This is a genomic window from Pseudomonas mandelii, assembly GCF_006438925.1.
Taxonomy (GTDB): Bacteria; Pseudomonadota; Gammaproteobacteria; order Pseudomonadales; family Pseudomonadaceae; genus Aquipseudomonas; species Aquipseudomonas mandelii_C.
Window position 1 is genome coordinate 726,548 of sequence record NZ_RCZA01000001.1, and the last position, 22,331, is coordinate 748,878.

General features: G+C 58.8%; 20 protein-coding genes. 7 read left to right on the plus strand and 13 right to left on the minus strand.

The window, feature by feature from the left end; all coding sequences use genetic code 11:
* Both EAH74_RS03415 and EAH74_RS03420 read left to right on the plus strand, forming a co-directional pair.
* Positions 1-939 (plus strand): MlaD family protein, encoded by a 939-nt coding sequence (locus tag EAH74_RS03415; protein WP_140675961.1) that lies wholly within the window; start codon positions 1-3, stop codon positions 937-939.
* On the plus strand, positions 936-1,559 hold the full coding sequence (locus tag EAH74_RS03420) for an ABC-type transport auxiliary lipoprotein family protein (RefSeq protein WP_140675965.1): 624 nt from the start codon (positions 936-938) through the stop codon (positions 1,557-1,559). Before EAH74_RS03415 ends, EAH74_RS03420 begins: the two co-directional genes overlap by 4 nt.
* An 85-nt stretch (positions 1,560-1,644) precedes the next feature.
* Here the strand turns inward: EAH74_RS03420 and EAH74_RS03425 are convergent, their stop codons facing one another.
* The 5 genes from EAH74_RS03425 to EAH74_RS03455 form a co-directional block, all read right to left on the minus strand.
* Positions 1,645-2,874 (minus strand): nucleoside recognition domain-containing protein, encoded by a 1,230-nt coding sequence (locus EAH74_RS03425; RefSeq protein WP_123367430.1) that lies wholly within the window; start codon positions 2,872-2,874, stop codon positions 1,645-1,647.
* A gap of 204 nt (positions 2,875-3,078) precedes the next feature.
* On the minus strand, positions 3,079-4,410 hold the full coding sequence (gene gltP, locus EAH74_RS03435) for a glutamate/aspartate:proton symporter GltP (RefSeq protein WP_140675970.1): 1,332 nt from the start codon (positions 4,408-4,410) through the stop codon (positions 3,079-3,081).
* A 697-nt stretch (positions 4,411-5,107) separates the two neighbouring features.
* Positions 5,108-5,572 (minus strand): inhibitor of vertebrate lysozyme family protein, encoded by a 465-nt coding sequence (locus EAH74_RS03445; protein ID WP_140675974.1) that lies wholly within the window; start codon positions 5,570-5,572, stop codon positions 5,108-5,110.
* A 2-nt stretch (positions 5,573-5,574) separates the two neighbouring features.
* On the minus strand, positions 5,575-5,739 hold the full coding sequence (locus EAH74_RS03450) for a DUF1328 domain-containing protein (protein ID WP_003177151.1): 165 nt from the start codon (positions 5,737-5,739) through the stop codon (positions 5,575-5,577).
* Positions 5,740-5,820: 81 nt separating this feature from the next.
* Positions 5,821-6,108 (minus strand): hypothetical protein, encoded by a 288-nt coding sequence (locus EAH74_RS03455; RefSeq protein WP_140675977.1) that lies wholly within the window; start codon positions 6,106-6,108, stop codon positions 5,821-5,823.
* A 435-nt stretch (positions 6,109-6,543) separates the two neighbouring features.
* On the opposite strand from EAH74_RS03455, the gene algB reads away from it, so the two are divergent.
* Together algB and EAH74_RS03465 are read left to right on the plus strand one after the other, a co-directional pair.
* Positions 6,544-7,890, plus strand: a complete 1,347-nt coding sequence (algB, locus tag EAH74_RS03460; RefSeq protein ID WP_123367426.1) for a sigma-54-dependent response regulator transcription factor AlgB — start codon at positions 6,544-6,546, stop codon at positions 7,888-7,890.
* 10 nt (positions 7,891-7,900) lie between these two features.
* The gene (locus EAH74_RS03465) at positions 7,901-9,691 is read left to right on the plus strand and encodes an ATP-binding protein (protein WP_140675980.1); all 1,791 of its coding nucleotides are present in this window, start codon (positions 7,901-7,903) and stop codon (positions 9,689-9,691) included.
* A 12-nt stretch (positions 9,692-9,703) separates the two neighbouring features.
* On the opposite strand, the gene EAH74_RS03470 is transcribed toward EAH74_RS03465, so the two are convergent.
* From EAH74_RS03470 to EAH74_RS03500, 7 genes are all read right to left on the minus strand, one after another.
* Positions 9,704-11,317 (minus strand): EAL domain-containing protein, encoded by a 1,614-nt coding sequence (locus EAH74_RS03470; RefSeq protein ID WP_140675983.1) that lies wholly within the window; start codon positions 11,315-11,317, stop codon positions 9,704-9,706.
* Positions 11,318-11,392: 75 nt separating this feature from the next.
* Positions 11,393-12,175 carry an N-acetylmuramoyl-L-alanine amidase gene (locus EAH74_RS03475; RefSeq protein WP_140675986.1) on the minus strand — a complete coding sequence of 261 codons (783 nt, stop codon included), beginning with the start codon at positions 12,173-12,175 and terminating at the stop codon, positions 11,393-11,395.
* Between the two features lie 103 nt (positions 12,176-12,278).
* A complete protein-coding gene (locus EAH74_RS03480) occupies positions 12,279-14,357 on the minus strand; it encodes a GGDEF domain-containing protein (protein ID WP_140675989.1) in 2,079 nt (692 codons plus the stop codon).
* Positions 14,354-15,232 carry an endonuclease/exonuclease/phosphatase family protein gene (locus EAH74_RS03485; RefSeq protein WP_123367421.1) on the minus strand — a complete coding sequence of 293 codons (879 nt, stop codon included), beginning with the start codon at positions 15,230-15,232 and terminating at the stop codon, positions 14,354-14,356. The genes EAH74_RS03480 and EAH74_RS03485 overlap by 4 nt, the downstream gene beginning before the upstream one ends.
* Before the next feature lie 14 nt (positions 15,233-15,246).
* Positions 15,247-15,888, minus strand: coding sequence for a thiol:disulfide interchange protein DsbA/DsbL (locus EAH74_RS03490; protein ID WP_123367420.1), 642 nt, complete (start codon positions 15,886-15,888; stop codon positions 15,247-15,249).
* A gap of 200 nt (positions 15,889-16,088) precedes the next feature.
* The gene (locus EAH74_RS03495; RefSeq protein WP_123367419.1) at positions 16,089-16,700 is read right to left on the minus strand and encodes a c-type cytochrome; all 612 of its coding nucleotides are present in this window, start codon (positions 16,698-16,700) and stop codon (positions 16,089-16,091) included.
* A 46-nt stretch (positions 16,701-16,746) separates the two neighbouring features.
* Positions 16,747-17,037, minus strand: a complete 291-nt coding sequence (locus EAH74_RS03500; RefSeq protein WP_007947948.1) for a c-type cytochrome — start codon at positions 17,035-17,037, stop codon at positions 16,747-16,749.
* A gap of 191 nt (positions 17,038-17,228) precedes the next feature.
* Between EAH74_RS03500 and yihA the strand changes: the two genes are divergently transcribed.
* Entirely contained in the window at positions 17,229-17,870 is a 642-nt protein-coding gene (yihA, locus tag EAH74_RS03505) for a ribosome biogenesis GTP-binding protein YihA/YsxC (RefSeq protein WP_046044882.1), read from the plus strand.
* Positions 17,871-18,171: 301 nt separating this feature from the next.
* Here the strand turns inward: yihA and polA are convergent, their stop codons facing one another.
* Entirely contained in the window at positions 18,172-20,943 is a 2,772-nt protein-coding gene (polA, locus tag EAH74_RS03510) for a DNA polymerase I (RefSeq protein WP_140675991.1), read from the minus strand.
* Positions 20,944-21,017: 74 nt separating this feature from the next.
* On the opposite strand from polA, the gene EAH74_RS03515 reads away from it, so the two are divergent.
* Both EAH74_RS03515 and EAH74_RS03520 read left to right on the plus strand, forming a co-directional pair.
* Positions 21,018-21,308: a DUF2782 domain-containing protein gene (locus EAH74_RS03515; protein WP_123367417.1), complete on the plus strand. Its 291-nt coding sequence runs from the start codon at positions 21,018-21,020 to the stop codon at positions 21,306-21,308.
* A 58-nt stretch (positions 21,309-21,366) separates the two neighbouring features.
* Positions 21,367-22,317, plus strand: coding sequence for a homoserine kinase (locus EAH74_RS03520; protein ID WP_140675994.1), 951 nt, complete (start codon positions 21,367-21,369; stop codon positions 22,315-22,317).
* Positions 22,318-22,331: the final 14 nt, after the last annotated feature.

Here is a 22,331-nt window from a genome sequence, read left to right on the forward strand (position 1 = left end):
ATGGAAACCCGAGCCCATCATGTATTGATCGGCCTGTTCACCGTGATTGTGGTGGCGGGCGCCCTGCTCTTCGGCTTGTGGCTGGCCAAGTCCAGCGTCGACACCGAGTTCAAGGACTACGAAATCGTCTTCAACGAGGCCGTCAGCGGCCTGTCCAAGGGCAGCGCCGTGCAGTACAGCGGGATCAAGGTCGGCGACGTGGTGACCCTGCGTCTGGACCCGAAAGACCCGCGCCGGGTGCTGGCGCGGATCCGCCTGGGCGGCGAGACACCGATCAAGGAAGACACCCGGGCCATATTGGCGCTGACCGGGATCACCGGGACGTCGATCATCCAGCTCAGCGGGGGTACGCCGCAGAGTCCGAAGCTCAAGGGCAAGGACGGTAATTTACCGACGATCATTGCATCGCCCTCGCCCATCGCCCGTTTGCTGAATGACAGCGGCGACCTGGTGGCCGGTGTGAACATGCTGATGCTCAACGCCAATCAGATGTTTTCTTCGCAGAACGTCGAGCGCATCAGCAAGACCCTTGAACATCTGGAACAAACCACCGGCACCATCGCCGACCAGCGCGGCGATATTCGCCAGGCGATGCAGCAACTGGCCTCGGTCGGCAAACAGGCCGGCGCCATGCTGGAACAGACGTCGGCGCTGATGCGCAACGCTAATGGCATGCTCAACGATCAAGGCAAGCAGATGTTCGGCAGTGCCGAGCAGGCGATGAAGTCGCTGGAGTCGAGCAGCGCGACCATCAACAAGCTGCTCACGACCAATCAGGACTCGCTCAACAGCGGCATGCAAGGCCTCAATGGCCTGGCCCCGGCGGTGCGTGAACTGCGCGACACCCTGACGTCGTTGCGGGCTATTTCCCAGCGTCTGGAAGCCAACCCCACCGGTTATTTGCTGGGCAATGACAAGAACAAGGAGTTCACGCCATGAAGCTGGCTCACCTCGCCCTCCTCGCCAGCTTCATTGTGCTCGGCGCTTGCTCGATCCTGCCCAAGTCCGAGCCGTCCGATGTCTATCGGTTGCCTTCGGCCCAGAGCAGCGCATCGGCCAGTCACGGGACGCCGCAGCGCTGGTCGTTGCGCCTGACCAAGCCGCAGACCAGCGAGGTCTTGAACAGCCCGAAGATCGCCGTGATCCCTCAGGGTGATCTGATCAGCAGCTACAAGGCTTCGCGCTGGAGCGACCCGGCACCGGTGTTGCTGCGCAATCGTCTGTTGGATGGTTTCCAGCGTGATGGTCGGGTGACATTGCTGAGCACCGACGACAGCAACTTCCAGGCGGATCTTGAACTGGGCGGTAGCCTGCAGGCATTCCAGACTGAGTACCAAGGAACGAACGCGAGCGTCGTCGTGCGTCTGGATGCGTTGCTGGTGCGCGGTTATGACCAGCGAATCCTCGCCAGCCGACGCTTTGAGGTGCGCCAGCCATTGAGCGATGTGAAGGTGCCGGCGGTGGTGGTTGGGTTTGGTCAGGCCAGTGACCAGTTGACGGCGCAGGTGGTGGCTTGGGCGGTGGAGCAAGGGCAGAAGGTTGCTCCGGTAAAACCCTGAAATCGCCAAGATCGCAGCCTTCGGCAGCTCCTATAGTGGATTTGCGTACACCTGTAGGAGCTGCCGAAGGCTGCGATCTTTTGATTCACCCAAAGAACCAGTAGCAAACGCCGATCGCGCCGAGGACGCCGGCAAGCTCCGCCAGCAACGCACACCCCACCGCATGCCGCGCCCGCTGGATCCCCACCGCGCCGAAATACACCGCCAATACATAGAAGGTCGTTTCAGTACTGCCCTGAACCGTCGCCGCCACCAGCGCCGGGAAGCTGTCCACGCCAGATGTTTTCATGGTTTCGATCAGCATCGCCCGGGCAGCACTGCCGGAGAACGGCTTGACCATGGCGGTCGGCAGCGCATCGACGAAGCGCGTGTCCCAACCGGCCCATTCCACCAGATGCCGAATCCCGTCCAGGCCAAAGTCCAGCGCTCCGGATGCTCGCAGCACGCCGACGGCACACAGCATCGCCACCAGATACGGCAGCAGGTTCTTGGCCACGTCGAAGCCTTCTTTGGCGCCTTCGACGAACGCTTCGTACACCTTCACTTTGCGCAGCGCGCCAATCACCAGAAACAACATGATCAGCCCAAACAGCGTCACGTTGCCGAGGATCGATGACAGGCTGGCCAGAGCGGTCGCTGAGAGCGTCGCCAGCAGCGCCATGAAGGCACCGAGGGCCAAGGCACCGGGAATCAGGTACGCAAGCACCACCGGGTCCCACAGGCGCAGACGCTGCATGAACGCCACCGACAGCAGGCCGACCAATGTAGAGCAACTGGTGGCGAGCAGGATTGGCAGGAACACCAGGGTCGGATCGGGCGCACCCTGCTGGGCGCGGTACATGAAGATGGTCACCGGCAGCAGGGTCAGGGAGGAGGCGTTGAGCACCAGGAACAGAATCTGCGCGTTGCTGGCGATTGTGGTGCTCGGGTTGAGTTCTTGCAGCGCCTTCATGGCTTTGAGGCCGATTGGCGTGGCGGCGTTGTCCAGGCCCAGGCCGTTGGCGGCAAAGTTGAGCGTGATCAGGCCGATGGCGGGGTGACCGGCCGGCACTTCCGGCATCAGGCGCAGGAACAACGGGCCCAGCGCTTTGGCCAGCCACTCGACGATCCCGGCCTTCTCGGCAATCCGCAGAAAGCCCAGCCAGAGCGTCAGGGTGCCGAACAGCAGGACCATGACTTCGACCGACAACTTGGCCATGGCGAAAATGCTTTCCACCATCGCCGCGAAGATCCCGGCGTTACCGCCGATCAACCATTGCGCCAGTGCCGAAACGGCAGCCACGATGAAGAAGCCAAGCCAAAGGCCATTGAGCATCAGTCAAATCCCCCGAAGAATGCGGCGAATGATAGCGGGGTAGCCAGAAACGACAAACCCCGGATTTCTCCGGGGTTTGTTTGAGGCGTTGTACGCAATCCAATGTGGGAGCGGGCTTGCTCGCAAAGAGGCCGGAACATTCAACATCTCTATTGACTGATCCACCGCTTTCGCGAGCAAGCCCGCTCCCACAGGAGGGTTGCATCAGTTGCTGGAAACCTCGCCAGACGGCAATTTTTCCTTGCTGCGCCAGTGCGGCAAGGAGTTCCAGTAGCGCTGGCCCTTGGCGTCGTCGTACATGCCTTCCCAACGGGAGATGACCAGCACGGCCAAGGCATTACCGATCACGTTCAGTGCGGTACGGGCCATGTCCATGATGCGGTCGACACCGGCGATGAACGCCAGGCCTTCGAGCGGAATACCCACGCTGCCCAGGGTGGCCAGCAGCACCACAAAGGACACACCCGGTACGCCGGCGATGCCTTTGGAGGTGACCATCAGGGTCAGCACCAGCAGCAATTGCTGGCTGATCGACAGGTCGATGCCGTAGAGCTGGGCAATGAAGATGGCCGCAATGCTCTGGTACAGGGTCGAGCCGTCGAGGTTGAACGAATAACCGGTCGGTACCACGAAGCTGCAAATGGCTTTCGGTGCGCCGTAGGCTTCCATTTTCTCGATCACGCGCGGCAGCACGGTTTCGGAACTGGCGGTGGAGTAGGCCAGCACCAGCTCATCCTTGAAGATGCGCATCAGCTTGATCACCGAGAAGCCGAACAGGCGAGCGATCAGGCCCAGCACCACGAAGGCGAAGAAGGCGATGGCGAAGTAAACCAGGATCACCAGTTTCGCCAGTGGCAGCAGGGAGGCGAAGCCGAAGTTGGCCACGGTCACCGCGATCAGTGCGAAAACGCCGATCGGGGCGTAGTTCATGATCATGTGAGTGACCTTGAACATGCTTTCCGACACGCCCTGGAACATCTTCACCAGCGGCTCGCGCAGGTCCGATTGCAGGCTCGACAGACCGAGGCCGAACAATACGGAGAAGAAGATGATCGGCAGCATCTCGCCGCGGGCCATGGCCGCGAAGATGTTCGACGGGATCAGGTTAAGGATGGTCTGGATGAACGCATGTTCATGCTGAACCTCGGCGGCAGTGGCCTGGTACTTGGAAATATCCACGGTACCCAGGGTGCTCATGTCGATGCCGGTGCCCGGATGGAACACGTTGGCCAACACCAGACCGACCACGATGGCGATGGTGGTAACGATCTCGAAGTAGAGGATGGTCTTCAGACCGATACGCCCGAGCTTCTTCGCGTCGCCGACGCCTGCAATACCGACGATCAAGGATGAGATCACGATCGGGATCACAATCATCTTGATCAGACGGATAAAGATATCGCCTGCTGGTTGCAGGACGTTGCTGACCCACCAGGCTTTTTCGGCACTGAAATGGTTGAGCAGCGCACCGATTGCAATCCCCAATACCAGACCGATGAGGATCTGCCAGGCGAGGCTAAGCTTTGCCTTCTTCATATCTTTACCCTTACTTGCGTTTGACTCAGGCAGATGCAAGAACTGGAACGCTTGTGGCGAAAAAGTCTTGTGCATCTGCCCCCGTATAAGGTGCCCCGGAGCGCTTGTTATCGGCTCTCTGGCAGGCGAAAAAAGGCGCAACTATTCAGATGCAAGGAAGCGACGTCTAATGCCGTAAACGCCTACCCTATGCCGAATCGGCATGAGCTTTTTTAACTGAAACCCGCGTCCCAACCGGTTCGAATACGACATTTCGGCAGGCATAAGTGCCGTGAACCGGCCATCGTAGAGGAGGTTGGTTGTTTTTTGAGCAAGGGAATGAGGGCTAGAACTTGGGAAAAAGCCTACGTTTAAGCGCGAAAATTCTCGGTCTTTGAGTCGCAGTTTTCTCGATATACGGTCACCAAAGAAACACTACGAAATGGTTTTGCGAGGGATTAACGGAGCAGGCGAGCAGAACGCTCTAGGACAACACTTTGCGCTGAGGAAGCTCTTCGCAAGTCCGTCGATCCATGAGTGACCGGCGAACTTACGTCGCAGCTTCTGCCTGACCCGGCCCTTGCGCAGGCACTCCCCTGTACCCGTAGGTCACTCCGCCCCTGAAACAGGCAGAACGTCCCGGCCCCTTGATCATGCGTCTACCTTCCTCGGGCAGCGCAGTGGAAAGAAGCCATGCTGCTTCTTTCATGTTACGAATTCAGTACCAGTGTGGGTCTTTCTTCAGCTGTTCCATCAACAAATCCTGCATACCCTGGTCCGGCTTTCCCAGAAAGCGGTAGTCGGCATGCCGCGTGGGCGACTTGTCGGCCGGCAGCCCCGCAGGCACTTCGACCAGCATGGCGTAGGCTTCCTTCTTGTTGAAGCTGACGGCAACGATCAAGCGCTTGTTGAGGCATGTCGCCTGCGATTCGCAGAGCGGCCCAACCAGATACTTTTCGCCATCCTCTTCAACGGCATTCATTTGCTCGGCGTCGCCGGACAGGTTCATGACCCATTCCGGCAGGCGTTCTTCCTTCTTCACCACGCCTTGCCAGGTTTCACGGTACTGCGGGTCTGCACTTAGCAACTCATTGACCCGCGCCTGGCCGTCATTGGCCGCTGTTGCCATGGCACTACCGCCCAGAAGCAGGGCGGCTGCCAGTGTCTTTAACAAAACGCTCATATTCACCCTCGACCGCGACGGCCAAAGAAGAAGGAAGCAATGAACATCACCAGGAACACGACAAAGAGAATCTTGGCGATACCCGTGGCGGTGCCCGCGATACCACCGAAGCCCAGTACCGCAGCGATGATGGCAATGATCAAGAATGTGATTGCCCAGCTCAACATGGTGATTCTCCTTACGCTTCTATTTAGAGATGTTGCTTGTGGTGCTTTTCCCGGCGCAGGGAACGCGCCAAGTTCATGTGTTTAGAACACCCAACGTTCCTGGCGAGGCATCTGATCGGCAGGCTGAGCCTGGTCGACGTCCAGCATTCGCATTGGGGGGCTGTCAGCCTGGTTACTGCTGGCCGCGCTGAAATGGGTTTGGGTCGGGTGCTGAATCGACAAGCGTGGCGCTTCTTGCTGCTGGTTCTGCTCCCAACGCTGAAACTGCTGGCCGGCGATCAAGGTGATCAATAGCGCCAGAACAGCAAACAGACCTTGCTGGAGATGCAGTGGCGAGATACGCAACTGGGCGGCACGTTGGCGACTCATCCTGAAGCTCCTCCCACTCTGTGGTGATCTTGTTAGGGCGACGTCTTTGAATGCCCCGGTTAATCAGACCATTGCAGCCTGCATGCCAGCTTTTAAAGATAATAAAAATCAATAAAATCAATTAGTTATGAATGATGTGGAAAATGGATCGGACGCATCCTGCACGATGGTCCTTTTGAAGTCGTGCGTAATGCACGATGGGTTCGTTGGAACTTTCAATATTTTTGAATTGCGAGGAGGGCGTGGATGTCACAAGGGGACAGCGGCAATCGCCGGCGAACCGGCTATCTGATAAAAAAACAACAAAATCAGGCGATTAGCCGTAGGGTGAGGAGAGAGTTACGCTGCTGTGGCAGGAATCGACCAGAATCAACCATGCAACTTGCCCGATTATTCCGGGACTAACCAAGATCATTCATTAAGGAGCGTAGGAAAATGGAGTCAGCCACTGAGCATCAAGGCCGCATTCTGCTGGTGGACGATGAGTCCGCCATCCTGCGTACATTCCGTTATTGCCTCGAAGATGAAGGCTACAGCGTCGCTACCGCCAACAGCGCCGCTCAGGCTGATGCACTGCTTCAGCGTCAAGTCTTCGACTTGTGCTTCCTCGACCTGCGTCTGGGTGAAGACAATGGCCTCGATGTGCTGGCCCAAATGCGCATTCAGGCGCCGTGGATGAGGGTGGTGATCGTCACCGCTCATTCGGCCGTCGACACGGCGGTCGATGCCATTCAGGCCGGGGCCGCCGACTATCTGGTCAAGCCTTGCAGCCCCGACCAATTACGCCTGGCCACCGCCAAGCAGCTGGAAGTGCGGCAACTGTCGGCACGTCTGGAAGCCCTTGAAGGCGAAGTGCGCAAACCCAAGGATGGCCTGGACTCTCACAGCCCGGCGATGAAAGTGGTGCTCGAAACCGCCCGCCAGGTGGCCAGTACCGATGCCAATATTTTGATTCTCGGCGAGTCCGGTACCGGTAAAGGCGAACTGTCCCAAGCCATTCACGGCTGGAGCAAGCGCGCGAAGAAATCCTGCATCACGATCAACTGCCCGTCCCTGACCGCCGAACTCATGGAAAGCGAGCTCTTCGGCCACAGCCGTGGCGCGTTCACCGGGGCCAGCGAAAGTACTCTGGGTCGTGTCAATCAGGCCGACGGTGGGACGCTGTTTCTTGACGAGATCGGCGATTTTCCGTTGGTTTTGCAACCTAAACTGCTGCGTTTCATCCAGGACAAAGAATACGAACGGGTGGGCGATCCGGTCACCCGCCGCGCCGATGTGCGCATCCTCGCGGCCACTAACCAGAACCTCGAAGACATGGTGCGCGACGGCCGTTTCCGTGAAGATTTGCTTTACCGCCTGAACGTGATCACCCTGCACCTGCCACCACTGCGCGAACGCAGGGAAGATATTCTGACCCTGGCCGATCGCTTTCTGGCCCGTTTCGTCAAGGAATACGCGCGTCCGGCCCGGGGCTTCAGCGACGAAGCCCGTGAAGCGCTGCTCGGCTACCGCTGGCCGGGGAACATTCGCGAACTGCGCAACGTTGTGGAGCGGGCAAGCATCATTTGTCCACAGGAACGGGTCGAGATCAGTCACTTGGGCATGGCTGAAACCCCGGTCAACAACGCTCCTCGCATCGGCGCTGCGCTGAGTCTGGATGAATTGGAAAAAGCCCACATCGGAGCGGTCCTCGCCACTGCAGATACGCTGGACCAGGCCGCCAAGACCCTGGGTATCGATGCCTCGACGTTGTACCGAAAACGCAAGCAGTACAACTTGTGAGCTGTCTCCGATGAGACTGGCGATGAAGTTGCGCACGCGGCTGTTTCTCAGTATTTCCGCACTGATCACCGTGGCGCTGCTTGGGCTGTTGCTCGGGCTGGTCAGCGTGATGCAGATGGCGAGTTCCCAGGAAGCGCTGATTCGCAATAATTTCGTCACGCTCGACCTGGGACTGAAATTGCGTCAGACCTTGGGCGATCAGCTGATGATCATGCTCAGCGAGAAGCCGGATCCTGCGGCGTTCGAGGCGTCCAAGCAGCATTATTTTCAGTTGCTTGATGACGGCATTGTCCATGCCCAGGCTGGCGATGAGCTCCAACACGGTTTCGAACAGGCTAAGACTGACTACCTGAGCTTTTTGCAGGCATACGACCTGTCCCGTGACTCGACGCAGGTATTGAGTGGCAACGAAGAGCTCACCGAAAAATTCAATGCACTGCGCAATGGTTTGATCGTCGAGCAACAGCGTGCGCTGGATAACATCAATGCCACCGAACGGCAGACTCGGGAGAGGGCGCTGCTGGTTGCCGGCCTGCTCGGGCTGGTGGGGCTGGCGGTGCTGATCATCGGCTTCGTCACCGCCCACGCTATCGCTCAACGTTTTGGTGCGCCGATCGAGGCTCTGGCCCAAGCGGCGGACAACATCGGCCAAGGCAATTTCGAAGTGACGCTACCGATTTCCTCGGCCGTGGAAATGAACCTGCTGACCAAGCGCTTCGGGATCATGGCCCAGGCCCTGCGTGAGCATCAGGCCACCAATGTCGATGAACTGCTCGCAGGTCAGCAGCGTTTGCAGGCCGTGCTCGACAGCATCGACGATGGGCTGTTGATGATCGACCGCGATGGTCGTTTGGAACACCTCAATCCAGTGGCGCAGCGTCAGTTGGGTTGGGACAGCGATCGTCTCGGCCAAGGTCTGGGTACGGCGCTTGAGCGCCCCGAACTCGATGATCAGCTGCAACTGGTACTGCGCGGTGGCACCCTGGAGCGGGCGCCTGAGGACCTGAGTATCGAGGTCGACGGTGAGTCGCGGTTGCTGACCTTTAGCCTGACGCCGGTCAGCCATACACAAGGTCATATTCTCGGCGCCGTGATGGTGCTGCATGACGTCACAGAACAGCGGGCGTTTGAGCGGGTGCGCAGCGAGTTCGTGCTGCGCGCCTCCCATGAATTGCGAACGCCGGTTACCGGGATGCACATGGCGTTCGGCCTGTTTCGCGAGCGCGCCCACTTTGCCCAGGACTCGCGTGAAGCTGATCTGCTGGACACCGTGAATGAAGAGATGCAGCGCTTGATGCAGTTGATCAACGACCTGCTGAACTTCTCCCGCTACCAGAACGGATTGCAAAAACTCACGTTGGCGCCGTGCTCCATAGAGGATTTGCTGGAGCAGTCCCGGGCACGTTTTGCCGGCCTTGCAGAAGAGCAGGGCATCGACCTGCTAGTGGAAGTGCAAGGGCCATTACCGCGATTGCAAGCCGATCAGCCGCAGCTGGACCGGGTGCTCGATAACCTGATCGACAACGCATTGCGCCACACCGCTTCCGGCGGGCAAATACGTTTGCAGGCTCGACGCCATGGGGAGCGGGTGATTATCAGCGTTGAAGACAACGGCGAAGGCATTGCCTATGGCCAGCAGGGACGGATTTTCGAACCCTTTGTACAGGTGGGTCGCAAGAAGGGCGGTGCCGGGCTCGGTCTGGCACTGTGTAAGGAAATTGTGCAGTTGCACGGCGGTCGGATGGGTGTTTATTCGCGACCAGGGCAGGGTACTCAGTTCTATATGGCGCTGTCGGTATAAGCCGCAGCCGCTTCAGGCTTCGTCATCGAGACGTCGGGCAGCCAATCGGCGACCACGGGTTATCAGCTCGATGAACTGCACCGCACTCAACGCATGGGCGAATAGCCAACCCTGACCGAACTTCACGCCTTCACTGCTCAAAAGCGCCGCCTGGGATTCAAGTTCGATGCCCTCGGCAATCACCTTGAGTTGCAGGGCCTGGGCCATGTGAATGATGTGCGGTGCGACACCGCTACTCGCAGCGTCATGACCCAGTGCATCGATAAACGCCTTGTCGATTTTCAGGCAATCGACTGGAAGGGTTTGCAGATAGGCGAGGCTGCAATAGCCGGTGCCAAAGTCATCGATCAGCACTTGATGCCCGACATCCCGCAAGGCTTGCAGGTTTTCCCGGGCGACCACGACATCGATCAATCCCCGTTCGGTGACCTCAAAGGCAATTTGCTTTGCCGCGACGCGGTGCAAGGTCAGCAGTCGCGCCATTACCTGGCCGATACGCGGCACCATGACGTCGCAGGCCGCCAGGTTGACCGAGATGTACAGTTGCGGATTGGCCCGCAACAATTGACCCAGCTGCTCAAGCAGGCGTTGCAGGACGAAGTCGGTCATCTGGCGGATCTGGCCGGTGTTCTCCGCCATCGGAATAAACAGGTCGGGGCTGGTCAGGGTGCCGTCCGGTCTTCGCCAGCGCAGCAAGGCTTCTGCCCCGACACAGTTGCGGCTGTCGAGGTCGAAGATCGGTTGATACAGCACCTGCAATTCGCCTCGTCGTATGGCACCACTCAGTTCGGCGTCCAGCGACTGTCGCTGGCGCACCAGCAGAAGCACCAGAAAACCCACGCATAAGGCGAGTGCCAGGCTGGCCGGCAGCAACCACCACCAGACTGCGGGCACTTGCATACCGGTGCGCGGGCTGATCAGCACCAGTTGGTATTCCGGATTGTTGGTGGGCATGCGGTAAATCAAGCGGGAATGCGTCACTTGTAGCGCGTCGAGGCTTTTCGGGGGCCAGGGTTCGGTGGGTGGCCAGACCTGCGAGACACCCAGTACCGGAATCGCGCGCGTACCGTGGTCGAGCACCACCAGCAGGCTGCTTCCCGGTGGCAAGTCGACCATGTCGGTCAAATGCCCGCGAGACGTCGCGACACGAAAATTGCCGCGTCCGAGCATCAGCGCGGCGCGGTTTTCATCGGGTTCGGTGGTGGTGTTCAGCCAGTAACTGTAGGTCGGCCCCTTGATGTCTGGCGGTCTTATCATCGACAGCCCTTCCTGGCGGGGGCGATTGGAACAGATCCGCGAGGCGTCCATATAAGCGGCTTCGTAAACGAAACGGTAATTGAAGCTGACCTGTTGCAAGGTCGCGATCATTTCGTCATCGCAGCCGCGTAACGGCTGGGCCTCCAGGTCGTCGAGGCTTTCCCGCAACTGCCCGAAAAGTTGCTCCAGACGAGCAAGGAAGCGCTCGCCCTGGGCATTCATCTCTTCGCTTTCGCTCTGCTCGACTTGATGCATGGCCACGAACAGGCTGCCGGCCATCAGGAGTGTCGCGCTCAAGGCAGCAGCCAGTATCGCCAAAAACCAAGGGCGAAAGAACCAACTACGTAGTGTCTCTCGAGCAGCAGGCATAGGGAATATCCGAAGTATTACCAATGAGTTATAGCTGCTGATTGGAAAAAAGCCCTGACCGTCGGGCGGGCGTCATTATTTTGTCTGGTTCAAGACTTGTAGAAGCGCCGCGGTTTGCGCATCCGGTGTGCCATCGAAACGTGACGGTCGGAAATGCATCTGGAAGGCCGCAATCACATGACGTGTCGCAACATCCAGTTCGCCGGTTTGCGGCGTGGGATAACCCGCGCGGGCCAGCTGCGCCTGAAACCAGCTGATGGTTGGCAGTTGTACTTCGAACTGTGCTTGCTGACGCGTTACGGCCTGCTCATTCGGCCAGATCCCCAGGCCTTCGGCCGCCAGGCGCTTCCAAGGGAACGCCGGCCCCGGATCAAGCTTGCGCAGCGGGGCGATGTCGCTATGGCCGATGATGCTGTGGGGATTGATGGCGTAACGCTTGCTGATGTCCTTGAGCAGAACGATCAACGACTGGACCTGGGCTTCGCTGTAGGGATACCAGAAGCGTCCTCCGCTCGGGAGTTCCTTGAAACCCGGGTTGACGATTTCGATACCAATGGAGCTGGAGTTCAACCAGGTCCGGCCTTGCCATTCGCTTTCCCCGGCGTGCCAGGCTCGAAGGTTTTCATCCATCAACTTGTAGATGGTGGCGCCCTTGTCGTCGCCAATCAGGTAGTGGCTGCTGACCTCGCCGTGGGTCAGCAGTTGCAGCGAGCGCTCCAGTGATGCGGTGGTGTAGTGCACCACCACGAACTGAATGCGGCTGTCGTAATTGGCTGAAGGGTGACTTGTGTCGAAACGGGGGCCGCTGGCGCAACCGGCCAACAGAATCAGAGACACGAAGAGAGATAGATATTTCATGGCAGAAGGCAATACACGCAAGACAGTAATGCAACAGTGTAACGTACTGCCTTGCGCGCAGACGGCCAACGCGAAGTTTTAAACAAAATGGAACAATTGACCGTCAGCCCATTGCCACTTGGTTACGACCAGCATGTTTCGCGCGATATAGGGCCTGATCGGCTCTTTTAAGGGCCAGATCGCTATGTTCGCCGGGTTTGAATGCAGTCAGGCCCATGGAAATGGTGATAGTTACCGGCTCACCCTTGAAGTGGAAAGGGCAGGCTTCGATTGAGGCGCGCAGCTTTTCCAGCAGTTTCGCACCAGCAGTTGGCACTGTGTCTGGCATCAACAGGACAAACTCCTCACCGCCGAACCGGGCAATGAAATCCGTCCCGCGCAGGCGCTTGCGTAGCACGTTGGCGATGATTTTCAGTACTTTGTCGCCCGCCAGGTGACCATAGTTATCGTTAATGCGTTTGAAATGGTCGAGGTCGAGCATTGCCAGCAACAGGGTGTTGCCGTGTTGCTGCCATTGATTGATTTCGTGATCCAGCCGTTCGCTCCAGGCTGCCCGGTTAGGCAGGTCGGTCAGCGGGTCGATCAAGGCTTTCTGACGCTGCTCTTCAAGATGCTCGCGGTAGCCCAGGGCTTCCTGCTCCATGTGCGCAACGCGTTCTGCGAGACTATGAAGGCGGGCTGCGACTTCCTGCTCGCGTTCGTCACGCTGCTTCTGGTGCTGGTCCATGGTGCCAAGCAGGCCTTCCAGATGGTTTTCCAGGACGTGCTTGAGATCGTCCAGGTCGGCGGCTTCCTGCATGCTGCTCTGCAAGCCGTCGACCTGCTCGCGGATCTGCGTGTCCATCTCGCGTGCGGCGGAACGGTTGTCGGCATGGCCTTCGCTGGCGGCTTGCAAGTTGCTTTGGAACGACTCGAGGCGTTCGTTTAGTTGTTGCAGGTAGGCTTCGAATTCATGCTGGCCACTGTCGGTGATTGCCAACATCAAGGTTGCCAGATCGTCGAGGATTGGCAGCAGTTCGTACCAATTCAAACCGTTTTGCAGGCGATCACGCATCGCTTCGGCTTGCGGACGATGACGCTCGGGCAGCGTCAGGTCGTCGAGCAAGCCCAGTAGCGTGTCTTCGATATGCTTGGCCACCGAGCTGTAGGACGGCTCGGGTGAGTCCGGCAGGGCGTAGAGAACATGCGGCTCGGATTGTTCAGTGTCTACGGTGGCCAACACCTCGGCCATGGCCGGGGGCAACGGTAGGCTGTCGAGATAGACCACCGGGGTCAGTTCGTCGGGATTGATTGCCGGTTGAGCCTGTATTTCTGGCTCGATGATTGATGGAACGGGTTCTTCTGGATGTTCTATGTCCGGTTGCGGTTGCGTCTCTGGAGTCTGGGCGCGTGCTCGCTCCGCCTCAAGCACCGGCGGGACAAACGCTACAACTGCAGGAGAGGGCGCTGTTGCGGGCGGTGCCTCGATCGTCGGTGGCTCGGATGCAGTAGTGGGCGCGGCAACTTGTGCAAACGCCACTTGCGGCTTATCGATCTCTGGCGCGAGATCGACAGTGACCTGTGATGTCTGGGCATGCGGCACAGCAAACGCTTCGGCTGGCTGCGGGGCGGGCGTCGGGAAGGTGCCGGAGGTAACCTGTAATACCGCTTCATCCGCGTCTCGGCTACCAAACAGTCGCTGCAGCAAACCAGGGCGGCCGGGTTCTGCCGGGTTTTCAAGCTGATTCAGGGCTTTGCCTTGCAGACCGCTCAGTTCGCTGAGCAGCAACGGAATTTCGCGCGCCTGCCCGACTCTTGCATCCAGATGCTTGGCGAAGTTTTTCAGAGGCCGGCTTACTTCGCGGGGCAGCGGTAATGTTTGCAGCTGCGAGACCAGCGCGGTCAATGCGGCGCTGGTCTGATTAACTCGAGTTTCCCGGCGTTGTTCGGAGTCGAGTACGGCTTTTTCCAGCCGCGGAAGCAGGGCGGCCAGGCCGGCGTCCATGTCGTCGGTGCGCACGACTTCACGCATTTCCTTCATGCATTGGTCAACGACGCGGTCGGTGCCCTCGGCTGCCAGCGTGCTGCGTACCAGGCCACGACGCAGCAGGTCGAGTCGGGCGTCCCATCGACGTTCGAGCTTTTCCTGTTGTTCGATGCTTTTGAGGTATTTCTCTTTCCAGCGCTGTGCTTCGTCGCTCATTCATGGGATCCGCGAGGGGCAGGACTCAACGCGGGCAATGCATCAGCCGTAAGCGAACCCGGCAGACGAATCTCTACCGCGACCGGCAGGTGATCGGAAATGGGTTGTGCCAGCACCTGGACCTTTTCAAGGGTCAGGGTGGGGCTCAGTAGAATATGGTCCAGACAGCGCTGCGGGCGCCAGCTAGGGAACGTCGCTTCCAGTTGCGGCGCGAGCAGGCCGAGGTCACGCAACGGGGAGTTTTGCAGCAAGTCACTGGCATGGGTATTCATGTCGCCCATCAGCACCTGGTGTTTATAGCCGCCGATCAACTCGCGGATGTAAGCCAGTTGCATGCTGCGGGCGCGAGCGCCCAGTGCAAGGTGCATCATGACCACCACCAGCGCCTCAGGACCCTCGCCAAAGCGCACCAGAATCGCCCCGCGACCCTTGGGCCCCGGTAGCGGATGATCTTCAATCGCCCACGGACGCAGGCGGCTTAGCACACCATTGCTGTGCTGGCCGAGGCGTCCGAGATTGCGATTGAGTTGTTGATACCAGTAGGGGAATGCGCCGAGCTGGGCCAGGTGTTCGACCTGGTTGACGTAGCCTGATCGCAAGCTGCCGCCATCGGCTTCCTGCAAGGCGACCAGATCGAAGTCGCCCAACAGATTGCCGATCTTTTGCAGATTGTCGGCACGTCCGGTGTGCGGCAACAGGTGCTGCCAGCCCCGGGTCAGGTAGTGGTGATAGCGCTCGGTACTGATGCCGACCTGGATATTGAAGCTGAGCAAGCGCAGACGACTGTCTGCGGGCAGGCCCGTCGATTCCAGATGATGTTCGTTGACCCGCGGATCATGCAGGCCAACGACGCGTTCAGTGCCCCAGCGGCGCATGGCAGTTGCGGCGCTTAGTTCGCTGCAGCCTTGTTAGCCGCTCGCTCTTTGTCGACCAGTTTATCGGCCAACTGCAGTGCTTGTTCGGCACCACCGGCCGAGCCTACATCGAAGCGATACTTGCCGTTGACGATCATGGTAGGAACACCTGAGATTTCATACTTCTTGGCCAGTTCGCGAGCCTTGGTCATCTGACCCTTGATGGCGAAGGAGTCGAAGGTGGCGAGGAATTTGTCCTTGTCTACGCCTTGGGTCGCCAGGAAGTCAGCCATTTCGTTTTTGTCGGTCAGTTTCTTGTGTTCCTTCTGGATGGCGTTGAACACCGCAGCGTGCACGTCATGCTCGACACCCATGCTTTGCAGGGTCAGGAACATTTGCCCATGGGCGTCCCAAGGGCCGCCGAACAGGGCTGGGATACGCACGAAATTAACGTCGGAAGGCAGCTTTTCAACCCAAGGATTGATCACCGGCTCAAATGCGTAGCAGTGCGGGCAGCCGTACCAGAACAACTCCACCACTTCGATCTTGCCAGGTACAGCCACCGGAACAGCGTTAGTCAGTTCGACGTAAGGGGCGGCGGGTGCTTCGGCGGCTTGGGCGGTCATGCCGAACAGGCTGGCAGCGACGAGTGCGGCGCTGATGATCAGATTACGCATGCTTAACTCCTGGACAATTTTGGTCGCCTCGCGCGACCTGTTTTCAGACAGGTCATGGCGGGCTTGAGTTCTGTAGTGTAACGGCAGCGGCCACAAAAAAGGGCGGCCTAAGCCACCCTTTTTATACTTGCTGCGACGGATTAATAGAGCGTTAACGTTGCTGGAGATGTCCACCCAACGCAACGCTCGATCCGCAGGCCTTAGTGTAGGCCCTGAATGTAGCTGGAGACCGCGGCGATATCTTCGTCGCTCAGCTTTTTGGAGATGGTCTGCATCGGCTTGGTATCGCCATCGTTGGTGCGGCCGGCTTCTTCCTTGCGGAAATCGGTCAGCTGCTTGGCGATGTATTGAGCATGCTGGCCGCCCAGGTGCGGGAAGCCGGCGGCCGCGTTGCCTGCGCCATTTGGCGAGTGGCAGCCGGTGCAGGATGGCAGGCCCTTGGCCAGGTCGCCACCACGGAACAGTGCTTCACCGCGAGAAACGACTTTCGGGTCGGCGGCGCCAACGCTGCCTTTCTGGCTGGCGAAGTAGGCGGCGATATCGGCCAGGTCCTGATCGCTCAGGTTGGTCAGCAGGCCGGTCATTTCCAGTACCGTGCGTTTGCCGGACTTGATGTCGTGTAGCTGCTTGTTCAGATAACGCTCGCCCTGGCCTGCCAGTTTCGGAAAGTTAGGCGCCATACTGTTGCCATCCGGGCCATGACAGGCGCCACATACTGCGGCTTTCGCCTGACCAGCAGTCGCATCACCTGCAGCATGGGCAATGCCGGAGATCCCCACGGTCAACAGCAGACTCACGATCAATTTGTTCATCAGCTAATCCAACTACGGCTAAGGGTTAAAGAGTTATGGACCGGGATCACTCGCTCATCCACTGGATGATTGCTTGGTAATCCTCGGCACTGCAGTCCATGCACAAACCACGCGGCGGCATCGCCTTGAAACCCTGGGTCACGTGTTGCACCAGCGTCTCCATACCTTTCGCCAACCTCGGCGTCCAAGCTTCCTGATCGCCCTTTTGGGGCGCCATGGGTAGTTGGCCGGAATGACAGGCACCACAAACACGGTTGTACACAGCTTCCGGATCCTGTGTAGCCTGAGCGCTGTAAAGCGGCATCAAGACACCGGCAGCTAGCAGCCATTTCGTCATAAAACGACCTTTTCAGGGTTGAGAGCGTTCTGCGTTCTAGTGCGCAATCAAGGTCAATCGCTCTCGTGAACTTCATCCTACGCTGGGACAAAGCGCACACAAAATCTGCGGCATTATATACTGGCGTCACTGAAACGGAAACGACACTGCTCGCCGCGTCCATTCCCGGCGCCGCCCACATCGGAAATCCCATGCAACTCAAGAACCCCATCCTCGGCCTGTGCCAACAGTCCACCTTCATGCTCAGCGCTGCCAAAGTCGACCAATGTCCCGACGACGAAGGCTTTGAAGTGGCCTTCGCCGGGCGTTCCAACGCCGGCAAGTCCAGTGCGCTGAACACCTTGACGCACGCCAGCCTTGCGCGGACCTCGAAAACTCCGGGTCGCACGCAGCTCTTGAACTTCTTCAAGCTAGACGATGATCGTCGTCTGGTCGACCTGCCGGGTTACGGTTACGCGAAAGTACCTATCCCGTTGAAGCTGCACTGGCAGCGTCACCTGGAAGCCTATCTGGGTGGTCGTGAGAGTTTGAAGGGGCTGATTTTGATGATGGACATCCGTCATCCAATGACCGACTTCGACCTGCTGATGCTCGATTGGGCTGTCGCTAGCGGCATGCCAATGCACATTTTGCTGACCAAAGCCGACAAGCTGACCTACGGCGCGGCGAAAAACGTCCTGCTCAAGGTTCAGGCAGACATCCGCAAGGGTTGGGGAGATGCGATCAGCATCCAGCTGTTCTCGGCGCCAAAACGCATGGGCCTGGAAGACGCCTACACTGTACTGGCGGGTTGGATGGAACTGGCGGACAAGGGCGCCGAGCTCGCGGAGTAAGCTCGTTTACAAAAATTGCGGGCAAAAAAAACCCCGGACTTCTTATGGGGAGGGGGAAGTTCCGGGGTTCAAGTTCCGGACCGTTAGGGCGGGGTCCAGATATCTGCCAACACTTAACACAACATTAGGAGCATCGAAGGGCTTCACCACCCATTCAGTAACTCTGAGTGGCGATTCAGGAAATTAGTTCAGAATTTTTTAAAAAGCCTTTGGAATAGGCCATCGAATTTTCCGAACTAAGAGCCCTTCGGTCTTTCTGCCGCGGCACTACGCCGCAGCGGAAAACACCTTTTCAGACGGTTCAGTGAGCCTCATCCCAGTTATTTCCTACACCCACCTCTACCAACAGCGGCACATCAAGCTTCGCTGCGTCGCTCATGTGCACGCGAATTTCATCACGGACCTGATCGACCAAATCCTCACGCACTTCCAGAACCAATTCATCGTGCACCTGCAGGATGACTTTGGCGTCGAGGCCTGACGCTGTCAGCCAGCTATCCACGGCAATCATGGCTTTCTTGATGATGTCCGCCGCAGTGCCTTGCATCGGGGCGTTGATCGCCGTGCGTTCGGCACCTTTGCGCAGGGCCGGGTTTTTCGCGTTGATTTCCGGCAGGTACAAGCGACGACCAAAGATGGTTTCGACGAAACCTTGTTCGGCGGCCTGGGCGCGGGTGCGTTCCATGTATTCCAGCACGCCTGGGTAACGGGCGAAGTAACGGTCGATGTAGGCTTGGGATTGCTTGCGATCAACACCAATCTGTTTGGCCAGGCCAAACGCGCTCATGCCGTAGATCAAGCCGAAGTTGATCGCCTTGGCACTGCGCCGTTGGTCGGTGGTGACGTCTGCCAGTTCAACCCCGAAAACTTCAGCGGCGGTGGCTTTGTGCACGTCCAGATCGTTGCGAAACGCGTGCAGCAACCCTTCGTCCTTGGCCAGGTGAGCCATGATTCGCAGTTCGATTTGCGAATAGTCCGCTGCCAGCAGCTTGTAGCCTTTTGGTGCGACGAACGCCTGACGAATCCGACGACCTTCAGCGGTGCGGATAGGAATGTTCTGCAGGTTCGGGTCGCTGGACGACAAGCGCCCGGTCGCCGCGACAGCCTGATGATAAGAGGTGTGAATCCGCCCGGTGCGCGGGTTTATCTGCTCCGGCAGGCGATCGGTGTAGGTGCTTTTCAGCTTGCTCATCGAGCGGTACTGCATCAGCACTTTGGGCAGCGGGAAATCCTGTTCGGCCAGCTCCGCCAGCACGGCTTCGGCGGTGGACGCCTGGCCCTTGGCGGTTTTGCTGAGAATTGGCAGGCCGAGCTTTTCGTACAGGATCACGCCCAATTGCTTCGGAGAGCCGAGGTTGAACTCTTCCCCGGCAATGGCGAACGCCTCACGCTCGAGGGCGACCATTTTCTCGCCCAGCTCCACGCTCTGAATGCCCAGCAGGTTGGCATCGACCAGCGCGCCTTGGCGTTCGATTCGTGCCAGCACCGGCACCAACGGCATTTCGATTTCGCTCAGGACCTTGCTCAGGCTCGGGATGGCGTTGAGTTTTTCCATCAGGGTTTGATGCAGGCGCAGCGTTACGTCGGCGTCTTCGGCGGCGTAAGGCCCGGCAAGTTCCAGGGAGATCTGGTCAAATGTCAGCTGTTTGGCGCCTTTGCCGGCGATGTCCTGAAAACTGGTGGTGGTGTGATTCAGGTACTTGAGCGCCAGGCTGTCCATGTCGTGGCGGGTCGCGGTGGAGTCCAGCACGTAGGATTCGAGCATTGTGTCGAAAGCAACGCCTTGCACGGTGATGCCGCAGCTTTGATCGCCACCGATGGCACAGTTGGCCAGGATGTTCATGTCGAACTTGGCGTGCTGGCCAACCTTGAGTTTGCTCGGGTCTTCCAACATCGGCTTCAGTGCTCGCAGCACGGTATCGCGATCGAGCTGATCCGGCACGCCCATGTAGGAATGGGTCAGTGGGATGTAGGCTGCTTCGTTTGCTTGTACAGCGAAAGACAGGCCCACCAGTTGCGCCTGCTGCGCATCGATGCCGGTAGTTTCGGTATCGAAGGCAATCAGCTTGGCATCGTTGAGCTTCTTCAGCCACAGGTCGAAATCAGCCTGGGTGAGGATCGTTGTGTACTTGAGTTCGGTATCGGCGGCCGCTTCTTCAGCCACCGGAGCGACGACTTCCTGGCCGGAACGCTTGGCATCGCGCTGGTTCTCTTCGAACCAGCTCTTGAACTCCAGCAGGGTATAGAGCTCGGCGAGCTTGTCGTGATCCGGCTTGCCCATTTGCAGGTCGTCGAGGCCGATATCCAGCGGCACGTCGATCTTGATGGTTGCCAATTGATAGGAGAGAAACGCCATCTCCTTGTGCTCTTCGAGCTTGGCCGGCAGGGTTTTGGCCCCGCGAATCGGCAGGGTCGGGACGATGTCGAGCTGCGCATAGAGCTCGGTCAGGCCGCCGTTCACCCCGACCAACAGGCCGGAAGCGGTCTTCGGGCCAATGCCCGGAACGCCCGGAATGTTGTCGGAAGAATCGCCCATGAGCGCCAGGTAATCGATGATCTGCTCGGGAGCGACGCCGAATTTCTCCTTCACGCCCTCCACGTCCAGCGCGCTACCGGTCATGGTATTGACCAAGGTAATGTGGCCGTCGACCAGCTGCGCCATGTCCTTGTCGCCGGTGGAGATCACCACCGGGCGGTCGGCCGCCGCGCTGCTGCGGGCCAGGGTGCCGATCACGTCATCGGCTTCGACGCCTTCGACGCACAACAGTGGAAAGCCCAGGGCGATCACGCTTTGGTGCAGCGGCTCGATCTGAACACGCATGTCGTCGGGCATGCTTGGGCGGTTGGCCTTGTACTCGGCAAACATTTCGTCCCGGAATGTCCCGCCCTTGGCGTCGAACACCACGGCGAACGGACTTTCCGGGTACTGCTTGCGCAGACTCTTGAGCATGTTCAATACGCCCTTGACCGCACCGGTCGGCAAACCTTTGGAAGTGGTCAGCGGTGGCAGGGCGTGAAAGGCGCGGTACAGGTAAGAAGAACCGTCCACCAGGACGAGGGGGGCTTGGCTCATGAGCAGGATCAACCTTTTCGGCGGGTCCGGCGCTAGAATAGCGGGACCGTTGACGACAAAGGGACAAGGTTATCATGCGCACACTAAATCGCCTGTTGCTGGCTGGCCTGTTTGCAACCGTTCCACTGGCCGTCATGGCGGCGGATGATGCTCCGACATCTGAGCCGCAAGTCACTATCCGCACGGAAGGGGATAAAACCATCCAGGAGTACCGCCAAAACGGTTTCCTGTACGCGATCAAGGTCACGCCCAAGGTCGGACCGCCGTATTTTCTGGTGCGCGCGGATGGGACCGATGCAAACTACATCCGTTCGGATCAGCCGGATATGCTGATTCCGTCGTGGAAGATTTTTGAATGGAAGTAGTTTCTTAATCTCAATCGGCGCTGGCTCAAGCAGCGGCGCCCGTACTGGCAGTTCAAACATGTCTGTGTTCACCCCGCTGGCTCGGCCCGAGCTGGAAACCTTTCTCGCCCCTTACGGGCTCGGCCGCCTGCTTGATTTCCAGGGGATTGCCGCTGGAAGCGAAAACACCAATTTCTTTATCAGCCTGGAGCAGGGCGAATTTGTCCTGACCCTGGTTGAGCGTGGTCCGGTCCAGGAGATGCCGTTCTTCATAGAACTGCTCGACGTGCTGCATGGCGCCGACCTGCCCGTGCCTTATGCCTTGCGCACCACCGACGGCGTCGCCTTGCGCGAGCTGGCGGGCAAGCCTGCGCTGTTGCAGCCACGTCTGGCCGGCAAGCACATCAAGGAAGCCAATGCGCAGCATTGCGCTCAGGTGGGCGAGTTGCTCGGCCATCTGCACCTGGCGACCCGGGCCAACATGATCAAGCGCAAGACCGATCGCGGCCTGGACTGGATGCTGGAAGAGGGCACGCAGTTGCTGTCGCACCTCAATGCCGAGCAAAGCGAACTGCTGCAACGGGCGCTGGACGAAATCACACAGCAGAAGACGAAAATTCTGGCGCTGCCGCGAGCCAATATCCACGCCGACCTGTTCCGCGATAACGCGATGTTCGAAGGCACGCACCTGACCGGGTTGATCGACTTCTACAACGCGTGTTCGGGGCCGATGCTCTACGACGTGGCGATCGCCTTGAACGACTGGTGTTCGGACGAGAGCGGGTTGATCGACGGGCCACGGGCGAGGGCGTTGCTTGGCGCTTATGCAGCGCTGCGACCGTTCACGGCGACCGAGGCGGAGTTGTGGCCAACCATGCTGCGGGTGGCGTGTGTGCGGTTCTGGCTGTCGCGGTTGATTGCCGCTGAGTCGTTCGCCGGGCAGGACGTGTTGATTCACGATCCGATGGAGTTTCAGCAGCGTCTGGCGCAGCGGCAGAAGGTCAGCACACCGCTGCCGTTCGCGCTTTAAAGTCAAAAGATCGT